This is a genomic window from Chryseobacterium sp. Leaf405 (assembly GCF_001425355.1).
In the GTDB taxonomy this organism is placed as follows: domain Bacteria; phylum Bacteroidota; class Bacteroidia; order Flavobacteriales; family Weeksellaceae; genus Chryseobacterium.
Window position 1 is genome coordinate 473,850 of record NZ_LMQN01000012.1, and the last position, 21,599, is coordinate 495,448.

21 protein-coding genes and 4 tRNA genes are annotated in these 21,599 nt (G+C 34.5%); all 25 read left to right on the plus strand.

Going from position 1 to position 21,599, the window contains the following annotated elements; genetic code table 11:
* Positions 1 to 64 precede the first annotated feature (64 nt).
* The 25 genes from lepB (at position 65) to ASG22_RS21465 (ending at position 21,567) form a co-directional block, all read left to right on the plus strand.
* Complete coding sequence (gene lepB, locus ASG22_RS08345) at positions 65 to 1,762, plus strand: signal peptidase I (protein ID WP_055982948.1); 1,698 nt, start codon at positions 65 to 67, stop codon at positions 1,760 to 1,762.
* Positions 1,763 to 1,820: 58 nt separating this feature from the next.
* Positions 1,821 to 2,444 carry a WbqC family protein gene (locus ASG22_RS08350; RefSeq protein WP_409991371.1) on the plus strand — a complete coding sequence of 208 codons (624 nt, stop codon included), beginning with the start codon at positions 1,821 to 1,823 and terminating at the stop codon, positions 2,442 to 2,444.
* A gap of 1 nt (position 2,445) precedes the next feature.
* On the plus strand, positions 2,446 to 4,119 hold the full coding sequence (locus ASG22_RS08355) for a S8 family serine peptidase (RefSeq protein WP_055982950.1): 1,674 nt from the start codon (positions 2,446 to 2,448) through the stop codon (positions 4,117 to 4,119).
* Positions 4,120 to 4,244: 125 nt separating this feature from the next.
* A complete protein-coding gene (locus ASG22_RS08360; protein WP_055982952.1) occupies positions 4,245 to 4,739 on the plus strand; it encodes a lipocalin family protein in 495 nt (164 codons plus the stop codon).
* Between the two features lie 24 nt (positions 4,740 to 4,763).
* On the plus strand, positions 4,764 to 5,453 hold the full coding sequence (locus ASG22_RS08365; protein WP_055982955.1) for an OmpA family protein: 690 nt from the start codon (positions 4,764 to 4,766) through the stop codon (positions 5,451 to 5,453).
* Positions 5,454 to 5,561: 108 nt separating this feature from the next.
* Positions 5,562 to 6,449, plus strand: a complete 888-nt coding sequence (locus ASG22_RS08370) for a decaprenyl-phosphate phosphoribosyltransferase (RefSeq protein WP_055982957.1) — start codon at positions 5,562 to 5,564, stop codon at positions 6,447 to 6,449.
* Positions 6,446 to 7,762 (plus strand): FAD-binding oxidoreductase, encoded by a 1,317-nt coding sequence (locus tag ASG22_RS08375; protein WP_055982958.1) that lies wholly within the window; start codon positions 6,446 to 6,448, stop codon positions 7,760 to 7,762. Before ASG22_RS08370 ends, ASG22_RS08375 begins: the two co-directional genes overlap by 4 nt.
* A gap of 5 nt (positions 7,763 to 7,767) precedes the next feature.
* The gene (locus ASG22_RS08380; RefSeq protein WP_055982960.1) at positions 7,768 to 8,493 is read left to right on the plus strand and encodes an SDR family NAD(P)-dependent oxidoreductase; all 726 of its coding nucleotides are present in this window, start codon (positions 7,768 to 7,770) and stop codon (positions 8,491 to 8,493) included.
* A 5-nt stretch (positions 8,494 to 8,498) separates the two neighbouring features.
* Positions 8,499 to 9,086, plus strand: a complete 588-nt coding sequence (locus ASG22_RS08385; RefSeq protein WP_055982962.1) for an HAD-IB family hydrolase — start codon at positions 8,499 to 8,501, stop codon at positions 9,084 to 9,086.
* Positions 9,087 to 9,200: 114 nt separating this feature from the next.
* A complete protein-coding gene (locus tag ASG22_RS08390) occupies positions 9,201 to 10,376 on the plus strand; it encodes a cysteine desulfurase family protein (RefSeq protein ID WP_055983505.1) in 1,176 nt (391 codons plus the stop codon).
* Between the two features lie 62 nt (positions 10,377 to 10,438).
* On the plus strand, positions 10,439 to 10,777 hold the full coding sequence (trxA, locus tag ASG22_RS08395) for a thioredoxin (RefSeq protein WP_409991374.1): 339 nt from the start codon (positions 10,439 to 10,441) through the stop codon (positions 10,775 to 10,777).
* A 133-nt stretch (positions 10,778 to 10,910) separates the two neighbouring features.
* Positions 10,911 to 10,984 (plus strand) — tRNA-Asp (locus ASG22_RS08400).
* Between the two features lie 37 nt (positions 10,985 to 11,021).
* Positions 11,022 to 11,094 (plus strand) — tRNA-Asp (locus ASG22_RS08405).
* 26 nt (positions 11,095 to 11,120) lie between these two features.
* Positions 11,121 to 11,194, plus strand: a tRNA-Asp gene (locus ASG22_RS08410).
* 37 nt (positions 11,195 to 11,231) lie between these two features.
* Positions 11,232 to 11,305 (plus strand) — tRNA-Asp (locus ASG22_RS08415).
* A gap of 150 nt (positions 11,306 to 11,455) precedes the next feature.
* Positions 11,456 to 11,911 carry a hypothetical protein gene (locus ASG22_RS21355; protein WP_238586877.1) on the plus strand — a complete coding sequence of 152 codons (456 nt, stop codon included), beginning with the start codon at positions 11,456 to 11,458 and terminating at the stop codon, positions 11,909 to 11,911.
* Positions 11,912 to 11,973: 62 nt separating this feature from the next.
* Positions 11,974 to 12,315 (plus strand): helix-turn-helix domain-containing protein, encoded by a 342-nt coding sequence (locus ASG22_RS21360; RefSeq protein ID WP_238586878.1) that lies wholly within the window; start codon positions 11,974 to 11,976, stop codon positions 12,313 to 12,315.
* A 40-nt stretch (positions 12,316 to 12,355) separates the two neighbouring features.
* Positions 12,356 to 13,477: an alpha/beta hydrolase gene (locus ASG22_RS08425; RefSeq protein WP_117590782.1), complete on the plus strand. Its 1,122-nt coding sequence runs from the start codon at positions 12,356 to 12,358 to the stop codon at positions 13,475 to 13,477.
* Positions 13,478 to 14,477: 1,000 nt separating this feature from the next.
* Positions 14,478 to 15,995, plus strand: coding sequence for a helix-turn-helix transcriptional regulator (locus ASG22_RS08430; RefSeq protein WP_131726171.1), 1,518 nt, complete (start codon positions 14,478 to 14,480; stop codon positions 15,993 to 15,995).
* A gap of 1,152 nt (positions 15,996 to 17,147) precedes the next feature.
* Entirely contained in the window at positions 17,148 to 18,089 is a 942-nt protein-coding gene (locus ASG22_RS08435) for a hypothetical protein (RefSeq protein WP_131726172.1), read from the plus strand.
* Between the two features lie 42 nt (positions 18,090 to 18,131).
* The gene (locus ASG22_RS08440; RefSeq protein ID WP_055982970.1) at positions 18,132 to 18,548 is read left to right on the plus strand and encodes a hypothetical protein; all 417 of its coding nucleotides are present in this window, start codon (positions 18,132 to 18,134) and stop codon (positions 18,546 to 18,548) included.
* Between the two features lie 724 nt (positions 18,549 to 19,272).
* Positions 19,273 to 19,863 carry a TetR/AcrR family transcriptional regulator gene (locus tag ASG22_RS08445; RefSeq protein WP_055982971.1) on the plus strand — a complete coding sequence of 197 codons (591 nt, stop codon included), beginning with the start codon at positions 19,273 to 19,275 and terminating at the stop codon, positions 19,861 to 19,863.
* A gap of 49 nt (positions 19,864 to 19,912) precedes the next feature.
* On the plus strand, positions 19,913 to 20,698 hold the full coding sequence (locus ASG22_RS08450; RefSeq protein WP_055982973.1) for an SDR family oxidoreductase: 786 nt from the start codon (positions 19,913 to 19,915) through the stop codon (positions 20,696 to 20,698).
* Between the two features lie 153 nt (positions 20,699 to 20,851).
* Complete coding sequence (locus ASG22_RS08455; protein ID WP_055982975.1) at positions 20,852 to 21,247, plus strand: DoxX family protein; 396 nt, start codon at positions 20,852 to 20,854, stop codon at positions 21,245 to 21,247.
* Between the two features lie 164 nt (positions 21,248 to 21,411).
* The gene (locus tag ASG22_RS21465) at positions 21,412 to 21,567 is read left to right on the plus strand and encodes a hypothetical protein (protein ID WP_262483948.1); all 156 of its coding nucleotides are present in this window, start codon (positions 21,412 to 21,414) and stop codon (positions 21,565 to 21,567) included.
* Positions 21,568 to 21,599 lie beyond the last annotated feature (32 nt).

The following is a 21,599-nucleotide window of genomic DNA, read 5'->3' on the forward strand; positions in this document are numbered from 1 at the left end:
AGCAGTAAAAATTACTCATTGCTCATTACCAATTACTCATATTATAGATTAGGCACAAAAATTTATGAATTATTTTTTAACGTATACAGTTTATGTTCTCATCTTATCAGTATTGATGGGGATTTCCACTTGGAAGCTGTTCAAGAAATTGGGGTATAGTCCGTTATTCGCTTTTATACCTTTTTACAATTATTTCATTATCCTTAAAGAAACAAAACATCCGAAATGGTGGGCACTTTTATCGTATTTGCCAATCGTGGGACCGATTATGATGTCTGTTTTTCATTTGTATTTAATGAAAAAATTTGGAAAAACTCTTTTCAAAGATCAGTTATTGACGGTACTTCTTCCGTTTATTTATATGGCAACGGTAAATTATGGTAAAGATGTGGAATTGGAAAATGAGACAGAAAATGATTTATTCTTAACTGATGAAGAGAAAGAAGCGAAAAATAAAAAGAAGGATTCTTTCTTCGGATCTGTGACTTTTGCAGTGGTTTTCGCAACAATTATCCACGTTTTTGTTACGCAGCCTTTCGGAATTCCTACAGGATCTATGGAAAGAACTTTATTGGTGGGTGATTTCCTTTTCGTAAACAAATGGAGCTACGGATACAGACTTCCGATGCGTCCTTTAGCAATACCTTTCCTGCAGGGAACAATCACAGATACAGGTGAAAAAGGAAATCCTAAAGATGATCCTAAATCTTATGCTGACGGTGTAAAATTACCTTACGCAAGAATTTTCCAATTCAATAAACCTCAGAGAAATGATATTGTTGTGTTTAATTACCCGAGGGATTCTGTTCATACAGCAATTGATAGAAAAGATCCTTATGTTAAACGATGTGTTGCAGTTGCGGGTGATACTTTTGAGATGAGGAACGGAAAAATGTTTGTTAATGGAAAGCCAGAAACGGTTTTAGGTGACCAAGATGTTCAGCATGCTTTTTTAATTGAAGCAAGTAGTGAGATTGATGTTCCTGCATTGTATAAACGCTTAGGATTTATTTCTATCTTAGTATTAGATAATGAAAGACTTTTCTCTCCTGGAGCCCCTAATAAATACAATATTAATCCAAAGAATATTGTATACATGATGCAACTTACAAATTCTAGACTTAAGGAAATTAAGGCCTTGCCTCAGGTGGTTTCTGCTCATGAAGAAATTATGAATAAAGGTGATGGAGGAGTTGCTTATCGAGATCAGTTAAGAACTAAAATAGATACAACAAATTCTATTTTCCCTATTAATAAAGGGTGGAATCAAGATCAATATGGACCCCTTAAAATTCCTAAAAAAGGAGACATTGTAACGATTAGTCAGGAGACATTGCCAGAATATCAATGGATTGTAAAAAATTATGAGCATAATACATTAGAAAATAAGAACGGAAAGATTTTCATCAATGGGAAAGAAACAAATCAATATACCATCCAACAGGATTATTATATGATGGTTGGAGACAATAGAGATTCTTCTTTGGATGCAAGATTCTTTGGCTTTGTTCCGGAAGAAAATATTGTAGGAAAACCGATGTTTACTTGGATGAGTATAGAAGGAGTTTTTAATGACTCGCAATCTTCATATCAGGCTGACGGATGGAGAATCCGTTGGGACAGAATGTTTAAAGCAACCAACACTGGAGAAGCTAATAAAACTTCTTATTGGTGGGTTGCAGTAATGATTCTTATCTTATTCTTCGGTTGGGAATATTTTATGAAGTTATTCGGAAAGAAAAAAACAGAAGACGATTTATAAATTAAAATAAATAAGAAAATAAAATGAAGTATTTGAAAAAATACTTCATTTTTGCATTATGAATATGAAGAATGTATTATTACCGGTATTTTATTTACCACCAATTTCATGGTTTTCAGCATTTTTAGATGCTGAGAATGAGATTTTATTTGAACAGTTTGAGAGTTTTCCGAAGCAAACATATAGAAACAGAACCAATATTTATGGTGCCAATGGAAAATTGTCATTAATAATTCCGATTGCTCATAATAATAAAAGAGAATTTAAGAATATTGAAATTTCTTACACCGAAGATTGGAGAAAACTTCACTGGAAGTCAATAAAAACAGCGTATCAAAGTTCTCCTTATTTTGAGTTTTACGAAGATAAATTCAGAAAAATATTTGATTTGAAAGAGAAAAATTTATTAGATTTTAATCTTAAAAGTCTTGAGATTATCCAGCAGATTCTTAAAACGGAAAAGGCACACTCTTTGAATATAGAATATATCAAAAATCCGGAAGAACTCAATTTAAGAGAAAGTTTTTCGGCTAAAAATCCTTCAGAATTTGAGATGAATGAATATTATCAGACATTTTCAGATAAGCTTGGATTTTTGAAAGATTTATCAATTTTGGATCTGATTTGTAACAAAGGACCGGAATCTTTGACTTATATTAAAAATATTAAACAATCATACTAACATGAAAAAGGTATTATTAGCTGCTGTTTTTTTAGTGGGCTTTAGCTATTCTTACGCTCAGGAAGCGCAACTGAAGGCTGACCAGAATGAAGATAAAGATCTTAAAACTTGGTATCATAAAGATTTTGGAACAACAAAAGTATACGGAGTAAATACTGAAAATGCATATAAATTTTTAGAATCTAAAGGTCTTAAACCTAAAACAGTTGTTGTCGGAGTGCTAGACAGCGGAGTGCAGGTTGATCACCCTGGATTGGTGAAAAATGTATGGACAAATCCAAATGAAGTTCCTAATAACGGTAAAGATGATGACGGAAACGGTTACATCGACGATATTCACGGATGGAATTTCATCGGTGGTAAAAACGGAGACATCGGAATCGATAATATGGAAGTAACGAGAGTTGTTGCTAAATACAAACCAATTTTTGAAGGTGATGATTCTACTAAAAACAAAGCAAACCAAGCTAAAATGCCAGAAGAGTTTGCGATGTATATGAAGTCTAAAGAACTTTTCTCTAAGAAAAGTGTTGATGCTAAACAAGGTTTTCAGACGTATACTATGATTAATAATGCCATTCCAACAATGGTAAAATTGTTAAATGGAAAGACTGTTACTCCTGAAAATGTTGCTTCAATAAAACCTGCTGAACAAAAAGATGCAATAGTTGTTCAGGTTTTAAATCAAGTTGCTCAAAGCCCTGAGTTTAAAGGAAAATCTCCTGCTGAGTTTGAAAAAATAATGAAAGAGCAAATGAAAGAAGCTTTGGATTATTTCGGACCTCAGGCAAAGCAGTATGATCTTACTTACGATCCAAGAAAAGAAATTGTAGGTGATAATTACGATGATTATTCTGAAAAATCTTACGGAAACAACCATTATGAAGGTTCTGATGCAGAACACGGAACTCACGTTGCGGGTATCATTGCAGGTCTTCCAAACGGAAAAGAGGTTCAGTACGGTGTTGCTTCAAAAGTGGCAAAAATCATGTCTGTAAGAACAGTTCCTAACGGTGACGAAAGAGATAAAGATGTTGCTAATGCAATCAGATATGCAGTGGATAATGGTGCTAAAGTTTTAAATATGAGCTTTGGTAAACCGGTTTCTCCAGGTAAGAATGTTGTTTGGGATGCGTTCAAATATGCTCAGGATAAAGGAGTTCTTTTGGTAAAGGCTGCGGGTAACGAAAACGAAGATGTTGCAGAACATATTGCCTATCCAACTAACTTTAAAAATGTTACCGATGAAGCGCCATTCGTAAATAACGTTTTGGTGGTAGGGGCAAGTACAAACAAAAATGATGCTTTGAGAGCTGGTTTCTCTAACTATAATAAGAAAATGGTGAATGTTTTTGCTCCAGGTGAGGAAATCTATTCTACTGTTCCTCATAACGAGTATAAATATTTACAGGGAACTTCAATGGCTTCTCCTGTAGTAGCTGGTGCTGCCGCTGTTTTGTTAGCGTACATGCCAAATCTTACTCCGGCTCAGATTATTGAGTCATTGGTAAAATCTAGTAATTTAAGTACTGTTGGTCATTTTGGTGACTATTCTCAGGCTGGTGGTGTTATTGATGTTAAAAAAGCGGCAGAATATGCATATTCAAAATTTTACAACGGAAAATCAGGTAATATGAAGACTGAAAAATCCGTAAAAAAGGCTGTTAAAAAATAATTTATCTTCCTGTTTTTAAGGTAGAAGAATAAAAAGTCCGAAATTTTCGGACTTTTTTTATTGATAATTTAAAAATTTGGCACGGTTTTTTGTAACTTTAAACTAACAAATAATAAACAACAAAAATGAAAAAGTTACTACTTGCAGGTGTATTGGGAACTTCACTTTTCGCAGTGTCTTGTTCCGGGGTTAAAAATGCTCAAACGGCTCAGAGCCAAAGATCAGAATTTCTTAAAATGAAGGGTGATTGGCAGATCACAAGCATTAATTATGATAAGAGTTTCAAAATTAAACCTTTCGATGATGGTGTAGATGCACAGTGTTTCGTAGGAAGTCACTGGAGGTTGATTCCAAATAACTGGACGGGAGCTTATACATTAAACGGAGGCGGATCATGCGGAGCAGGTTTTACACAGCCTATTAAAGTAGATGTGGTAAGCGGAAATACATTTAATTTCAAAAAAATCGCAGACGGTACAAAAGCCAAACAAAATACTGCAGGATATGCGTTAACGCTTACAAACCAAAGTACAGATCAATTCTCATTAGAACAGAATATTCCTTTTGACGGAGAAAATGTAAGAGTTGTTTACAACTTCGAAAGAACAGGAATGAAATAATTTAAACTTTAAATATTAAAAAAAATGAAATTTTCAAAAACATATATAGGTGCTCTTTTCTTATCATCAGCTTTATTGCTTACAAGTTGTGAGGCTGTACAGAATTCTAATCATCAGCAAAGAGGTACGGCAGTAGGTGTGGCATCGGGAGCTGTACTTGGAGGGATTTTAGGAAACAATGTAGGAAAAGGCGGAAATGGAGCTATTGGTGCTGTTTTAGGTGGAATTATCGGTGGTGTTGCAGGTAACGTAATCGGTAATAAAATGGATAAGCAGGCTAAAGAAATTAAAGAAACTTTACCGGGAGCTCAGGTGGAAAGGGTAGGAGATGGTATTAAAATTACTTTGAATGAAAGTATTGTAAACTTTGCTTTCAATTCTTCGGATCTTACTGCTGTTGCAAAAACAAACTTGGATAAATTATCTCAGGTTTTAGCAAATAATCCTGATACGAATATCAATATTTACGGCTATACAGACAGCGTTGGATCAGATTCTTACAACTTAAGTCTTTCTGAAAGAAGAGCAAATTCGGTAAAATCTTATTTACTATCTAAAGGGATTACTTCTAACAGAATGTTTGCTAAAGGTGAGGGAGAAAGTTCTCCAGTCGCTACCAACGATACCGATGAAGGTAGAGCAAAAAACAGAAGAGTAGAATTTGCCATTACTGCAAATGAAAAAATGATTAATGAAGCTCAACAGGGGCAATAAATTAATTAACATATAAATATTTTCGTAAATAACCGCTATTGCGGTTATTTTTGTATTTTTATGGTGATTATTTTTGAAATCATTACTTTTGCATTTGAAATAACATAAATGAAGAAATATTTAAAGCTGCTCCGCATAGAGCAATGGGTGAAAAACCTGTTTGTTTTTGTTCCCCTATTTTTCTCAGGTAATATCAAAAACATTGATTTACTTTCCAAAAGTATTTTTGCCTTTATCATCTTCTCGTTGGCAGCAAGTGTTGTTTATATATTAAATGACTACAACGACATTGAAGCAGATAGACAACATCCCGAAAAAAGAAGAAGACCATTGGCAAGTGGAGCCATCTCAAAACAACAGGCTATTGGTATTTTTATTGGTCTTATTGCTGCCGATATTGCGCTTGTATTCTTTGCTCAGGCCTATTTTCATCAACCCTTATGGAAATTTGCCACAATTGTAGGCTTCTATTTTGTGATGAATCTTGCCTATACTTTTAAATTAAAACACGTTCCGATTATTGATATTTCTATCATAGCAGTCGGATTTGTGTTAAGAGTTTTGGCGGGAGGTTACATAACAGGAATCAGTATTTCCCAGTGGGCAATTCTATTAACGTTTGTTTTAGCATTGGTTTTAGCAATTGGAAAAAGACGTGGAGAATTAATTAACGCTCAGGTTTCGGGTAAAACTAGAAAAGCTTTGGACGGTTACAACGTTCAGTTTGCAGACATCGCACTTTCGATTTCCGTAACATTGGCAATTGTATGTTATTTAATGTTTACATTATCACCGGAGGTTCAGGCAAGATTTCACGAAAGAGTTTTTTATACGGTAATTTTTGTGGTTTTTGCTTTTTTGAGGTACTTACAGCAGACATTAGTCTACAACAGAACAGAATCCCCTACAAAAATTGTTTACAGAGACAGATACATTCAGGTTACTCTATTACTATGGGTGGCTGCATTTCTAATTCAAATTTACTTTAAAAAATGAAGCCGAATTTTATACAGAAAGTCACCAATTGGGGCAATTTTCCCATAGTAGAAAAAGAAATGAAGTCTGAAGACAGCTTCAAAAATATAAGAGAATTTGTATTAAATAATAATGAAGTCATTGCAAGAGGAAACGGAAGATGCTACGGAGATGCTTCTTTGGGCGAACATATATTTTCAACAAAAAAATTAAATAAATTCATCAGTTTCGATCGTTTGAACGGAATTATTGAATGTGAATCGGGGGTTTTGCTTTCTGATGTTCTGGAAATTTCTGTTCCGCAGGGATATTTCCTGTATGTAACGCCGGGAACAAAATTCGTTTCTGTGGGAGGTGCCATTGCTTCTGATGTTCATGGTAAAAATCACCACGCAGAAGGTTGTTTTTCGGAATATGTGATTGAATTTAAATTGATGATCGAAAACGGTGACATCATTACTTGTTCAAGGGAGGAAAATGCAGATAAATTCTGGTCAACGATCGGCGGAATGGGTCTTACGGGAATAATTCTTACCGCAAAATTCAAATTGAAAAATATTGAATCCGCATATATTCGTCAGGAAAGTATTAAGGCGGAAAACTTAGATGAAATTTTCCAATTATTCGAAGAAAGTGAAAATTGGACGTATACTGTTGCTTGGATCGACTGTCTTCAAAGAGGAAAAAATATCGGAAGAAGTATTTTAATGAGAGGTGAGCACGCTTTTCAACACGAATTACCTGAAAAATTTAAAGAAAAACCTTTACGGTTAAGTAAGAAATTTGAGCCAACTGTTCCGTTTTACTTTCCCGGGTTTGTTTTAAATGCTTTAACGGTGAGGATTTTTAATTTCCTGTACTATAAAAAACAGTCGAAAAAAGAAGTTAAGAATTTTACAGATTATGAAACTTTTTTCTATCCGTTGGATTTTGTTCAGGATTGGAATAAAATTTATGGAAAGTCAGGATTTATTCAATATCAGATGATGATTCCTAAAGAAACCGGAAAAGAAGGCATGAAGAGAATCTTGGAAACAATTGCCAATAGTGGAAACGGATCTTTTTTAGCGGTTCTGAAATTGTACGGAAAAGAAAATCCGCAGGCATATAATTCTTTCCCTTTTGAAGGATATTCTTTGGCACTGGATTTTAAAGTGAATTCTAAGCTGAAAAAATTAATTGATCAGTTGGATGAAATTGTTCAGCAATATAACGGAAGAATTTACCTTACAAAAGACAGCATGAGCAGATCGTCTTTGACCAATTATCTGAAAAATGTTCAAAGTTCCAAATTTGTTTCTTTACAGCACAAAAGAATCTTAAATAATATTTAACACAAATGATCGTTTTAGGAAGTACATCGGAAGTAGCACAGGCTTTTGTAGAAGAAGCATTACAGAAAGGAGAAAAATTTGAAAAAATATTTCTTTTTACCTCAAATAAAGAAACGACCGAGAGATTTGCAAGACATATTGATGTGAAATTTCTTCAACAGACACAAGTTATAGAACTTGATTTAATGAAAGAAATCGACTATAATCAGTTTGAAAATATCAATTCAAATCTGTTATTCTGCGCAACCGGATATTTAGGCGACGGAACAGAAGAAGGTTTGTATGATAATAAGAATACAGAGAGAATTATTGATATCAATTACTCAAAATTGGTTCCTGTGATAAATTATTTTGCTCAGAAATTTGAAAGCAGAAGATCGGGAACAATCATTGGTTTGTCTTCTGTGGCTGGTGATCGAGGAAGACAGAGTAATTTTATTTACGGAAGTGCAAAAGCAGCTTTTACAGCATATTTAAGTGGATTAAGAAATTATCTTTTCGATAAAAAAGTTCATATTCTGACTGTAAAACCAGGATTTATGGCAACCAAAATGACAGAAGGTTTACCCCTAAATCCTAAATTAACGGCAACTCCGAAACAGGCAGCAGCGTATATTTTCAAGGCGTATAAAAAGCAGAAAAATGTTGCATATGTTTTGCCGATCTGGGGAATTATAATGATGATTATCAGGAATATTCCTGAATTTATATTTAAAAAATTAAAGCTTTAAGTAAAATGAAAAAATTGTATTGTTTTGATTTTGACGGAACTTTGACTTACAAGGATACCATGTTTATGTATCTGAAATTTTATGATCCTGCAAAATTCCGATTACAGTTTTTAAAACACGTTCCGCTTTTTGTTTTATTAAAATTGAAGCTTGCCGAAACCGAAAAGGTGAAGAAAAGTTTTATTGGTTCTATTCTAAAAGGGCAAACTCAAGAAAAAATAGAGAAAAAATCTAAGCAGTTTTTTGAAGAAAATTATCCCAAAATTGTGAGGGAAAATGCGCTTGACTTTATTCAAAATATAGATAGAGATCATACGAACAGTCTATTAGTAACTGCCTCTCTGGATATTTGGGCAAAACCCTTTGCCGATGCATTCAAAATGCAGCTTGTAGCCACAAAAGCCGAGTTCCAGAACGGTGTTTTCACAGGAAATTTCATTGGAAAAAACTGCAATGGAAAAGAAAAATTAGTGAGAATAAAAGCTGAAATTAACGATAATAAATACGATAAAATCATTGCTTTTGGAGATACTTCCGGAGATAAGCCAATGCTAAAATGGGCAAATGAAGGACATTATCAATTTTTTCACTAATTTTGAGCGGTAAAAATGTAAGAATCAAAAGATACTTTGAATTTCATAGATCGGATGATTTTGGGCATTTTGTGTAAATCATATTCCGTAGAAACTAATATATTCAAAGTAAAAATGAATAAAATATACTTAGATAACGCTGCGACAACGCCGCTTTCAGAAGAAGTTATCGATGCAATGGTTGGTACCATGAAGATGAATTTTGGGAATCCGTCTTCAACGCACAGTTTTGGGCAGGAAGCAAAAATTCTTATCGAAAACGTAAGAAGACAGGTTGCAGATTATCTTCACGTTACCCCCGCAGAAATTATTTTTACCTCTTGCGGTACCGAATCGAACAACATGATCATCAAATCCAGTGTAGAACATCTTGGAGTTGAGAGAATCATCAGTTCTCCTTTGGAGCACAAATGTGTTTCTGAAAGTATTCTGGATATGAAATCTCGTAAAGGTGTAGAAGTAAACTATATCCGTCCAAACGAAAAAGGAGATATTGATCTTAATAAATTAGAAGAATTATTAAAGTCTTCCGACAAAAAAACGTTGGTAAGTCTAATGCATGCCAACAATGAGATCGGAAATCTTATTGATATTAAAAAAGTTGCAGAATTGTGTAAGGCAAATAATGCAATTTTTCATTCAGATACAGTACAGACAATGGCTCATATGAACTTGGATTTCTCTGATATTCAGGTTGATTTTGCATCTTGCAGTGCTCACAAATTCCACGGACCGAAAGGTGTGGGTTTTGCTTTTATCAGAAAATCAAGCGGTTTAAAAGGTATCATTACGGGCGGACCACAAGAAAGAAGTTTAAGAGCTGGAACTGAAAATGTTGCAGGAATTGTAGGTTTAGGAAAAGCATTAGAACTTTCTCTTAATAATCTGGAAGTGTACACAAGCCATATGCAGGAAATTAAAAGTTATGCTGCAGAAAGGCTTACAGCTGAGGTTCCGGGCATTAAATTCAATGGGAGAAGTTCTGAGGAGGAGAATAGTCTTTATACGGTTTTAAGTGCTTTATTGCCTTATAAAAACCCTTTAATCGGACTTCAATTGGATATGAAAGGAATTGCTATTTCTCAGGGAAGTGCATGTTCTTCAGGAGCTTCAAAACCTTCAATCGTAATGATGATGGTTTTATCTGAAGATGAAATGGATCATTGTACACCACTCCGTATTTCTTTCAGCCATATGACAACAAAAGAAGAGATAGATGCTTTGGTGGCAGCTTTAAAAGAGATTTCTCAGAATTTCGTTATAGAAAATACAAATGTTGAGCATAGATAATCCTATTACTCAAAAAGCGTAATTTTGAATATCCAAATGAAGGATAATCAATAAAGAATAATATTAATTTAAATAAAAGAAACAAAATGGCTTTAGAAATTACAGATAGCTCATTTCAAGAGGTTTTAAAATCAGACAAACCGGTATTAGTAGACTTTTGGGCAGTATGGTGCGGACCATGTAGAACTTTGGGACCAATCATCGAAGAAGTAGCAAACGATTTCGAAGGAAAAGCAGTAGTTGGTAAAGTAGATGTTGATAACAACCAAGATATTTCTATGAAATATGGTATAAGAAACATTCCTACAGTTCTAATTTTTAAGAACGGGGAGGTTGTTGATAAATTGGTTGGAGTAACTCCAAAAGAGGTGATTGCTGAGAAATTAAGTGCACACTTATAAAAAAATAACTTTGATAATGAATGTCTTCCATTTTTGGAAGGCATTTTTTGTGTAAATAGTTTGCAGGTAATAAAAAAAGTTGTAGTTTTGCAACCACAATAAACAGAGAAGCATTTAGCGTTATTGTATAAGAGATCCGGTAGTTCAGCTGGTTAGAATGCCGCCCTGTCACGGCGGAGGTCGCGGGTTCGAGTCCCGTCCGGATCGCAAAAGTTTTTTTTCAATTTACTTTTAAAACAAAATTGATCCGGTAGTTCAGCTGGTTAGAATGCCGCCCTGTCACGGCGGAGGTCGCGGGTTCGAGTCCCGTCCGGATCNTTCAATTTACTTTTAAAACAAAATTGATCCGGTAGTTCAGCTGGTTAGAATGCCGCCCTGTCACGGCGGAGGTCGCGGGTTCGAGTCCCGTCCGGATCGCAGAAAGTTTTTTTCAATTTACTTTTAAAATAAAATTGATCCGGTAGTTCAGCTGGTTAGAATGCCGCCCTGTCACGGCGGAGGTCGCGGGTTCGAGTCCCGTCCGGATCGCAACTACATTATCAAAATGTAATACAAAAATCTTTAAAGCATATGTTTTAAAGATTTTTTGTTTTTAGACCATTTAAAAAGAGTCAAAATCTATAGAGGAATTAGAATAGTTATATACTGCAAGAAATTTCTATATTGTATTTTTGAAAAATGGAAAGCAAGAATATCACATTTATATCTAATTACAAAAAAATAGGATTTACTCATTTTAATCAGGATGATTTGGAATTGATAAATGGAGATTTTTACAAGCCATTTATCAAAATTGTTTTTGTACCAGAAAATTATATCATCAAGATAGATTTTAAGGTGTATGAAATTGAACAGCCAGCATTGTTTTTCATCAATACCAATCAATATTTTTCGGTTGTTAAGGCTACAGAAAAACCAGCACATTTAATTTATTACAATCGAGATTTTTATTGTGTACAGATTCACGATGCAGAAGTAGCTTGCGATGGATTATTATTCAATAATATTTTCGAAATTCCAAAAGTCAATCTTCAATTGAATGAAGCTAAACTTGTTGAGCAACTTTTACATCAAATTAAAGATGAGCTTAATGAAAAAAATAGTTCTTCTGAGGAAATGTTCGTGTCTACCTGAAGCAAACCATCATCCGCGCCACACGAGAATGGAAGAAGCAAAATCTGGCTACTGAGGAAATTATGGTACCACCTGCAGAACAGGATTTCTTTAGGAATTTCAGTCGTTTGGTTGAAATTCATTTTAGAGAAAAGCACAGCGTTGCTGAATATGCTGAATTGCTCAATCTTGCTCCGAAAACACTTTCTCACAAACTCAAAAAACTGAATCTGGAAAATCCAAACGAAATCATCAAAAACAGAATTCTATTGGAAGCTAAACGTCTGTTGGTGTTTACAGAGTTAACCATTAAAGAAGTCGCATACGATTTAGGTTTTGATGACCCGGCATATTTCAATATAATATTTACACAGAAAATTGGAATTACACCGGCAGGTTTCAAAAAAGAATTAAAAACCGAATAAATTACATCGAGGGAAAAAAGTACAATTAATTCTGACTTTTATGTCTTTTTTAGGATTTTACGTCGCCATAACTTTGCTCTATCAAAATACAACAATTAAAATCATAGTTATGAGACGTACATTTTTAAAAGGCATCGCCTTATCAGCAATTACTTTGTTTACATTCAATTCAAACATTATGGCACAGCAAATAGTACCTGCAGCGCAAGACCCAAATATCATTGAAGATATCAGAGGTTTTTTAAAAGTACTGAACAGTGGCGACGGAAAACCTTTGGAGCAAATGTCCCCCGAAGATGCAAGATTAGTTCTGGTAGGCGCACAAAAATCTGTAACCTATGACTATTCTGATATTGAAGAAACAGAAAAAACCATTACACAAGATGGATTGAGTATAAAAATTCACGTTGTAAAACCTAAAGGAGCAAAGGCAGGTTTACCGGTATTTATGTTCTTCCACGGAGGCGGTTGGGTTTTAGGCGATTATCCTACCCACAAAAGATTGGTGAGAGATTTGGTTATAAACAGTGGTACCGTTGCGGTTTTCCCAGATTATACACCAGCTCCTGATGCTCATTTTCCGGTACAAATTAACCAAGCTTATGCAGCTACAAAATGGGTAGCCGAACACGGAAAAGAAATCGGTGTTGATGCCACAAGATTAGCTGTTGTCGGTAATAGTGTTGGAGGTAATATGGCTGCAGTTGTTGCACTAATGGCTAAAGATAAAAAAGGACCGAAATTGACTCAGCAAATTTTATTATGGCCAGTTACAGATGCTGATTTTAGCAGACCATCTTATACTTCATTCGCCCAGGAAAGATTTTTAACAACGCCTTTGATGAAATGGATGTGGGATAATTATTTACCCAACGCCAATGACCGAAAAAATAAATATGCTTCTCCAGTACAAGCCTCTTTAAATGAGTTACAAGGTTTACCACCAGCATTGGTTCAGGTTGCAGAAAATGATATCTTACACGATGAAGGTGTGGTTTATGCAAGAAAATTAGACGAAGCTGGTGTACCTACAACCATTACAGAATACAAAGGATTTATTCACGATTACGGAATGCTCAATCCTTTAGGGCAAATACCTGCAGTACAAAATTCTATTAAAGAAGCAGCTGTAGTTTTACATAATGCTCTGTTTGTAAAATAATTGATTTACTTCTATAAAATTAAACCTCCAGCTATAATGTAGTTGGAGGTTTTGTTTTAAAGATGAAATGCTCAAAATCTAATTTTAATGCAACCTAATTGACGGATTGTGATATTCCAAATTACATTGTTTCTGTTTTCTATATATAGTGAATGAAATATAAAAAGCACGATATATAGTGTTTCTTATATTGGTTAATTTTATTGTAAGTTATTGATATATAAATTTTTATAACCATTGGCACACGGTTAGGAATAACTTTCATAATGTTTTATTTTAAAGTTAATTATGAAAATCATTTCTAAACTGATGCCAATGGATGTAAGTGTTTGTTTAATAGTATTTTAATTGTTGTTTATTGAGTTGTTTGTTCACTTTATATAGTGAATACACGAAGCCTGTCACTACAAGTAGTGATATTGTTAAGAAGTATTTACTACAGGATATGTATTAGACAAATCTTTCTATTTGCGTTACAGATTGATAGGTACGCTGCAGATTATTCTATCATTAAAAAATTCTGGCAATTTGCAATTCTGTTTCAAGAAGCAAAATTTTAATTTTTTAGCATTATACAGGTTTTAACATAAAAGACTTTCACATAACTATTTTTATTCTTAATTAGACAGACAATTCTATTTATTGACCTCTGAATTTGAAAGCTTGTTCTTTTAAAATTTGAAGAATTATGGAAATCTGAATCAAGGATCGTTTACAAAAATAATTTCAAAAATATTTTGGGCAACATTGAGTAGAATGTCAAAGTAAAATATATTTTAAATTTTGATTCGAGATGTAATTTAATATTTCTTTATTCGATTTATTTTCTGCAATTATCTAAATAAAAAGTTACTTAAAAATGAAATTTCAGCTGTACTCTGATTTTAATTTTTTAAAGGTTGATGCCCTTAGTTAATTAATATTTAATACAATTTCTTTATATTTAATAAATATGATGTTTATTTTTAAATACTATATCGGGCTATCTAACATAAATATAATGAAGTTTGAAAAAAAGATTTGTGTTCCTTTATTGGTGTTATTTTTCTTTCTCCCTCTAAGGGCTCAAAAAATAATCTCAAAGGATGTGGTCAATCATTTGTTGCAAGAGGGGGATTCTCTATCTGATCAACTTATTTTTAATAAAAGTTTACAAGCGTATAAAAAAGCTAGTTCCTTTTCCAAAAAGATAAATTTTCAAAATGGTGCTATTGAAAGTGATCTTAAAATTGCACGTACACTTAACAATTTAGGATTTTATAAAGATTCTTTCAAGTATCTTGACTCCATTGAAAAAAAATATACGGATCAAATATCAGAAAGACCGGAGTTTAAATACCAAATCATTGAGATTACAGGTCTGAATTATTTAAAGTATGATTTTAAACGCGAGGCTGTTGTAGAATTTAGAAAGTTACCGCCGTTAGTAAATCTTTCCTTTAAAGAAAATACTGCTAGACTCAATGCAAAAATAAGGACCAACGTACTTATTGCTTCCTGCTATGAGTTTGTCAACAACGATACAGCTTATCACTATATGAGAAAAGCTGAATCAATCATAAAATCAGAAAGGCTGGATAGAACTTTAGATATTCCGAAGATTTTTCAACGCAATGTTTTATCTGTTTACAGAAATTTGGCAGACTATCAGCAATATTTTTCTAAAAACCTGGATTCAGCATACTATTATAGTGATAAAGTACTTGCTTTGGGAGAATATATTAAATCTCCCTATATGTATATATATTATAGACAGAGAGCACAGATCCTTCATTCCGATAAGAAACATAAGCAATCATTAGTATTTTGTCGAAGGTCTCTGAAGATAATAAAGGAAAAAGCAGTGAAAGAAGATCTTATTGATGTTTATAAACTAATGTATGAAAACTATACCTCGTTGGGTGACGAAAAAAATGCAGCATTCTACAGGGCTAAATATGTGCCTCTGAAAGATAGTCTGGTAGGTACTCGTACGGAAGGTATTATTGTGTCATCGGATCACATGAATTCCAAAAAGAAAATGATCAAATCTCAATACAAGAATAAAGACAGGAATTTTGTTATTGTTGGATTTTTTGTGATAATATTTTTCATTTTTATAATATATATTGTAATCAATAGAAAAAAACAAAAAGAATTAAAAGAAAATATAGAACTGAAGAAAAAAAAGTTATTAGAGAAAGAAAACGAAACTCAGGAGCTGAAACTCAAAGTAAAGGAAGGCTTTGAAGAGGTCGTTTTGCTTGCAAAGACGAATAGTCCCGAATTCGTTACACTTTTTATTTCGGTCTATCCCGACTTTTACCAGGCACTTCTTACGGTCTATCCAGATATCAATACAGAGAATTTAAAATTTTGCGCATTATTGAGACTGAGCTTTTCTTCAAAGGATATAGCAACATATAATTTCATTACACCACGCGCTATACAATTGCGGAAGAACAGATTAAGGAAAAAGTTGGGAATTTCATCGACAGAAGATATTTATGGATGGCTCAACAGGTTGGATAACAAATAAACTAGTCGGTGGATCAATAGTGATATAAGCAAAATATTGAAAACTAAAATTACTTTTTTACCATTATAAACGGATTTCACATAACAAGCCTTTTATCATATCAAATAATAAAAAATGGCAAATAGTTAAATACGAAGTCCACAGAAATCTATCGGGTCAGATTGAAAAATCTATGCTGAAATGACACGCAACATTTAAAAATTCTCACCTTTCAAATGTGACTTCTTTTCTTTAGATATCGCGGAACGATTTTTTATCCCACTCTCAACTACTTTAACTATAAAACATAATCGGAAAACAGCCTTATTTTTCTGCATTCTGAAATTTATTATGTTAAATACAATATTACATTAAAATTTCATTGATTTATTTTAGTAATGTAATATTTTGATTTTCAGAATATTGAAATTTTAGATATTTTTGAGATAGGTGTTTTTTTTGCATTTTAGAAAGTTTTATCGTGATTTGTAACAGAATTTATTGCCAGACGGAATTAATTTTACAAAAACATAAAAACAATGAAAATGCAATTTTTTTTTATAAGATTTTTTACAGTCCTTATCAGATCGATAATGTGTTTTAAGCCATGGAAACAGCCTAAGTTAATTTACCAAATGCCCTCACATTTTTCTTTCACATAAAAATAAATAAATAGAAAGGCAATTTTTATTCTAAACTATAACTCCTTCATAGAATATCCTCAGTCATTAAAGAAATTGTAGTGCCATTTTTTATACGTCAGAAATGATTTAGCCAGCTTATATTTTTATCACATTCATTTACTAACACAAATTTATATAGTTGCTGTCCTGTATTCTCTTTTTAGAGATACAGGTTAGGCAATCCTCAATTCAAAAGATTTAAAAAAAATAATACACAAATAAATTCAAAAACATGAAAGTTATTTACATTACGGCCTTGTTGTTATCAACAATGGTGTACTCCCAAGTAGGAATTAATACAGAATTGCCAAAAGCTACCCTGGACGTCATGGCAACGCCAGCAGATATTACCAAAACAGATGGACTGATAGCGCCGAGGTTGACTGGTAATGAATTGAAAGCTAAAGACGGTTTATATGGTGCGGATCAGCTTGGAACGATTATCTATGCCACATCAGCAGCATCACCGGTGACTACGAAAACCGCCAATGTGACCTCTTCAGGCTATTATTATTTTGATGGAAGTATTTGGGTAACGTTTACGCCTGCTTCCACAGGACAGATAGAACCTTGGAATGTACAGGGCGGAACAACACCTGCCACGATCAATGCGCAGAACATTTACCAGACCGGTAGCGTAGCCATTGGTAAAAATGCCGCATTAGCAGGCACCAGGCTTGATGTGGCTGGTGCAGTTAGAATAGGAGCTGCTCATACGGGAACTGTTGGCGCTAACTCTGCAGCCTTTGGAGAAAATAATACCGTTTCTGGCGAAAGTGCAATGGCTTTTGGCGTAGAAAATCAGGTTACTCAGTTTACGGGTGCTGCGATAGGTTTTGCCAATTCAGTTACTCAAGAATATGGTATCGCATTTGGTCAATCGAATAAGGTGCTTGTCGGAACAGGAAGTTGGGGTTCTGCAGCATTTGGTCAAAACAATACGATAAGCGGCAGTAATTCTCAGGTTTCCGGTGTAAGTAATAATATTTCTGGGGCGAGTTCTACTGCTTTTGGTCAAAATAATGTTGTCACTGCAAACTTCGCACAGTCTTTTGGTTATGCAAATAACGTAGGTGGGACAGGTTCTTCTGCATTTGGTCAAGAGAACAAAACACTTGGCACAGTGAGTGCTGTTTTTGGAATTGGTAATATTGCCGCATCGCCAGGCGAATTGGTTTTGGGCAGCGGTAATGGTATTACTGTAAGCTCTGTACCTTCAAATGCCTCAAATGGTGCGGGCATTGTGCTAGGAGCTTCAACTGATCCGATTTTTCAGATTGGTAATGGCAACGGTACAATGATCATGGTACCTTCTGCTGGCTATCAGGTAAGATTTACAGCAACTTCCACTGAAAATTTCACTGTATTGGCAACAGAATCTGGAGGGTCAGGTAGCGGAAATGTCACCAATGTGACCATACAAAAAATATAAAACTCAAAGTATTTAGAGATAAATATTCGAAAAACACAAACGATGAAAATTGTTTACTTTACAGCATTATTTGCTTCTTCTTTATTGGGAGTTAATACAGAAAGAATTACCCAAAGCTACACTCGATGTCATGGCGACGCCGGCGGATATTACCAAAACAGATGGACTAATTACGAAACTGTAATAGGAATAAATAATGCTATTGCCGTAAGTACTCCTAATTTATTCATTCCTACAGATCCTATTTTTCAAGTAGGGAATGGGTTTAGCAATCCAGCATGGTTTAATGCGATGACAATTTTAAAAAATGGTAAAACAGGTGTAGGAATTGTAGGAACGAAAGCTGCTGCAAAACCAACAGAATTATTAGATATCGTAGGTGCTGCAACAGCAGGTAATGGTGGTGTTAAAATAAGAAATATAAATTCCACTGCATACACAGGGAACAAAAGCTACTGATAAAGTGGTTGTAGCTGATGCGAATGGTGTTTTAAAACGGTAGTAAATCCTCTAAAACCAATGGTTTTTGGTACATTAAGCCAAGATCAGATTCCCGTGGCAAGCAACAAGCTAATTGGTCACCATATAACATTGCCTCAGGGTAAGTGGCTGATTTATTTAGGGGAATTAGTTTTATCAGACACTGCTGCAACTGCGGATAACAAGCCTGACATTGAGTAGTAGTAATAGCGTTATAAATCAAACCGGGTTTAATTTTATGCTTAATAAATATATTTCAGGCTGGTTATCTCCATCGGTTAGTAACACGCAAGGTTATGGCTACAGCTATCTGACTGGATTTATTCCTGTCGAAGTTGCAACTTCTTCAGCTACATTATATTTATGGTTTAAAAAGTGCTATCCCACAAGTGAAACTCCACCTGTATCATATGTTTGGTCTAATGACGAAAATTAAATATTTGCGGTACCTGCTTACTAACCAAACCCGAATACGTTTTGTATAACCTAAAAAACATTCATATAGGATTATTAATAACCAAAGAGTTACAGAAAGCGGGATAGAGATATCCCGTATCTGTAACGTATTACAATGTTATTCGAATTCTATGAGCCAACTCTTTCAGTGCGATTTAATACTCATCTAAAATAAATTAAAAAATATACTAAAAAGTTTTTTTTATTGTACTTTTTAGTATATTTTTGTATTGTAAAATTTATTAATATGCTTACTAAAGCCGAAAGAACAAAGCAATTTATCCTGGAAACAGCGGCACCTATTTTTAATCAGAAAGGAATATCCGGGGCGAATATAGACGATGTGCTAGCTGCTACGAACCTTACTAAAGGTTGCCTTTACGGTCATTTTGAAGGTAAAGAAGACCTTGCGCTACAGGTTGTCGATCACATGCTGAATGCCAACACCGAAAAAATGTTGTTAACTATCAATAAAAGTAAAACAGCAAAAGGTAAGGTATTTGCCTATTTCGATTTTTATAAAGACCCGTTGAATACTTACCTTAAAGGTGGGTGTCCTGTATTTAATGTTGCCGTGGAGTCCGATGATAACTTTCCCGCCGTTAAAGAAAAAATAGCCGGTGTCATTCGTCAAGGACAGGAAATATTTGTCAGTATATTAAACCAAGGCATTAATGCGGGTGAGTTTTCTGACAAACTTGATCCGGCCGTTTACGCATTTAAAGCAGTCGCCGCCGTAGAAGGAGCCCTTGTGATGTGTAGGGCGATGAATACCGCAAAACCAATGGGCGGCGTGCTCAGGAGCCTGAAAGCAGAATTAGAGAGCTATGCGCTTTAATTCTTTTTTTTAATATAAAATATACTAAAAAGTCTAAAATAAAGAAATTATGAAATTAAAAGGAAAAACCATATTAATCACAGGAGGTGCCTCAGGCATCGGGCTTGAAGCAGCAAAACAATTTTTAGCAAGAGGTGCCAATGTCATTACCACCGGCAGAAGCCAGGGTAAATTAGATGAAGCAAAGAAACTGTACCCTGCCATTACGGCGATTAAAAGTGATATATCAGATGTAGATGACGCAAAAAAACTTTTCGAACAGGTAAAGGAATTGGGCGGTATAGACATTTTATACAACAATGCAGGTGTACTTGCAGACCCAATTAACCTCGGCTTGACGGATGACCGGCATTTTGACGACGCTGCTTATGAGATAAACGTTAATTACCTATCGGTCATCAGACTTAATAATCTGTTTATGGAGATACTGAGATCAAGAAAAGACAGCGCGATCATCAATACCACATCCATACTTAGCTTTGTTCCGTCGTTGTTGGAAGCCACGTATGCGGCTTCCAAATCAGCACTGCATTTTTATACTGTATCGCTAAGAGAGCACTTAAAAGTGTTAAACAGCAGCGTAAAAGTGTTTGAACTGATACCGCCACTTGTTGCTACAGATATGGCAGCTAACATGGAGGGCAAAAGAATAACTACTGAAGCCCTGGTGAAAGCATTTATCACCGGCCTTCAGAAGGATCACTTGACTATCCGGGTAGGCGATACCAAATTAGCTTCTGTCCTCAACCGGCTTGCTCCAAAACTGATTTTTGGTTTGGTTAATCCTAAAAGAAGTTACAAAGCAATAGCATTACAGAATACCTTTCAACCATAAAAAACGCAGGCATTCAAAATATTCAACATTTTCAAAATATGTTTGGCAAATAGGTAGTTTACGTGTTTAATGATGTCGACTATATCAACTCGATATTCTAAATGTTTCTTTTAAAAGTGTAATTGAATTCGCAAAAAGATAAAATCAAATAAAATGAAAAGAGATAAAATAATTTATTGGGTAACTACAGGTTTAGTTGCAACCGGTATGCTATTAAGTGCATACCAATATTTTAGTGGTCCGCTTATGGCCGAAGCTTTTAAACAAATGGGGTATCCTGATTTTTTAAGAGTAGAAATAGGGATCGCTAAAATAATTGGAAGCATCGTATTAATCCTTCCGCAATTTCCTAATAAGATCAAAGAATGGGCTTATGCAGGTTTTGGCATATTGTTCTTTTCAGCAACGTTAACTCATTTTTTACTAAATGATGGTCTTGAAAGAAAGGTAACAGCAATTGTTTTTCTGATACTCATCATTATATCCAACCTATATTTTTCAAAAACTCATTACGACAAAAATGAAAACATATCAGGTAAAAAGATATAGTAAAACAGAGAGCCTACGGCTTGTTGAAGCACCGGAGCCAGTTCTAAAATCCAACGGGGTATGGGTACATTTGCCATTCAACTGGCGAAGCATTTGGGACATATGTTGCCACAACCACGAGTACGGCTAATGTAGATTGGGTTAAAAAGCTTGGCGCAGACCTTGTGATTGATTACAAAACAGAGGATTTTGAAACCAAACTTAAAGATTACGACCTAGTACTGCATAGTAGCCGTGACAAAAAAGTACTGGAAAAATCTTTGAGACTAATTAAAGCCACGAGGAATGTCGATCTCCCTAACCGGACCACCAGCACCTGAATTTACCTTGGGACTGGATTTTCCATGTAGTG

What these genes read in the sequence shown, in the direction of transcription:
- lepB (WP_055982948.1), top strand. Translation starts at nt 65, where the DNA reads ATGAATTATTTTTTAACGTATACAGTTTATGTTCTCATCTTATCAGTA.
- ASG22_RS08350 (WP_409991371.1), top strand. Translation starts at nt 1,821, where the DNA reads ATGAATATGAAGAATGTATTATTACCGGTATTTTATTTACCACCAATT.
- ASG22_RS08355 (WP_055982950.1), top strand. Translation starts at nt 2,446, where the DNA reads ATGAAAAAGGTATTATTAGCTGCTGTTTTTTTAGTGGGCTTTAGCTAT.
- ASG22_RS08360 (WP_055982952.1), top strand. Translation starts at nt 4,245, where the DNA reads ATGAAAAAGTTACTACTTGCAGGTGTATTGGGAACTTCACTTTTCGCA.
- ASG22_RS08365 (WP_055982955.1), top strand. Translation starts at nt 4,764, where the DNA reads ATGAAATTTTCAAAAACATATATAGGTGCTCTTTTCTTATCATCAGCT.
- ASG22_RS08370 (WP_055982957.1), top strand. Translation starts at nt 5,562, where the DNA reads ATGAAGAAATATTTAAAGCTGCTCCGCATAGAGCAATGGGTGAAAAAC.
- ASG22_RS08375 (WP_055982958.1), top strand. Translation starts at nt 6,446, where the DNA reads ATGAAGCCGAATTTTATACAGAAAGTCACCAATTGGGGCAATTTTCCC.
- ASG22_RS08380 (WP_055982960.1), top strand. Translation starts at nt 7,768, where the DNA reads ATGATCGTTTTAGGAAGTACATCGGAAGTAGCACAGGCTTTTGTAGAA.
- ASG22_RS08385 (WP_055982962.1), top strand. Translation starts at nt 8,499, where the DNA reads ATGAAAAAATTGTATTGTTTTGATTTTGACGGAACTTTGACTTACAAG.
- ASG22_RS08390 (WP_055983505.1), top strand. Translation starts at nt 9,201, where the DNA reads ATGAATAAAATATACTTAGATAACGCTGCGACAACGCCGCTTTCAGAA.
- ASG22_RS21355 (WP_238586877.1), top strand. Translation starts at nt 11,456, where the DNA reads ATGGAAAGCAAGAATATCACATTTATATCTAATTACAAAAAAATAGGA.
- ASG22_RS21360 (WP_238586878.1), top strand. Translation starts at nt 11,974, where the DNA reads ATGGTACCACCTGCAGAACAGGATTTCTTTAGGAATTTCAGTCGTTTG.
- ASG22_RS08425 (WP_117590782.1), top strand. Translation starts at nt 12,356, where the DNA reads ATGTCTTTTTTAGGATTTTACGTCGCCATAACTTTGCTCTATCAAAAT.
- ASG22_RS08430 (WP_131726171.1), top strand. Translation starts at nt 14,478, where the DNA reads ATGAAGTTTGAAAAAAAGATTTGTGTTCCTTTATTGGTGTTATTTTTC.
- ASG22_RS08440 (WP_055982970.1), top strand. Translation starts at nt 18,132, where the DNA reads ATGAAAATTGTTTACTTTACAGCATTATTTGCTTCTTCTTTATTGGGA.
- ASG22_RS08445 (WP_055982971.1), top strand. Translation starts at nt 19,273, where the DNA reads ATGCTTACTAAAGCCGAAAGAACAAAGCAATTTATCCTGGAAACAGCG.
- ASG22_RS08450 (WP_055982973.1), top strand. Translation starts at nt 19,913, where the DNA reads ATGAAATTAAAAGGAAAAACCATATTAATCACAGGAGGTGCCTCAGGC.
- ASG22_RS08455 (WP_055982975.1), top strand. Translation starts at nt 20,852, where the DNA reads ATGAAAAGAGATAAAATAATTTATTGGGTAACTACAGGTTTAGTTGCA.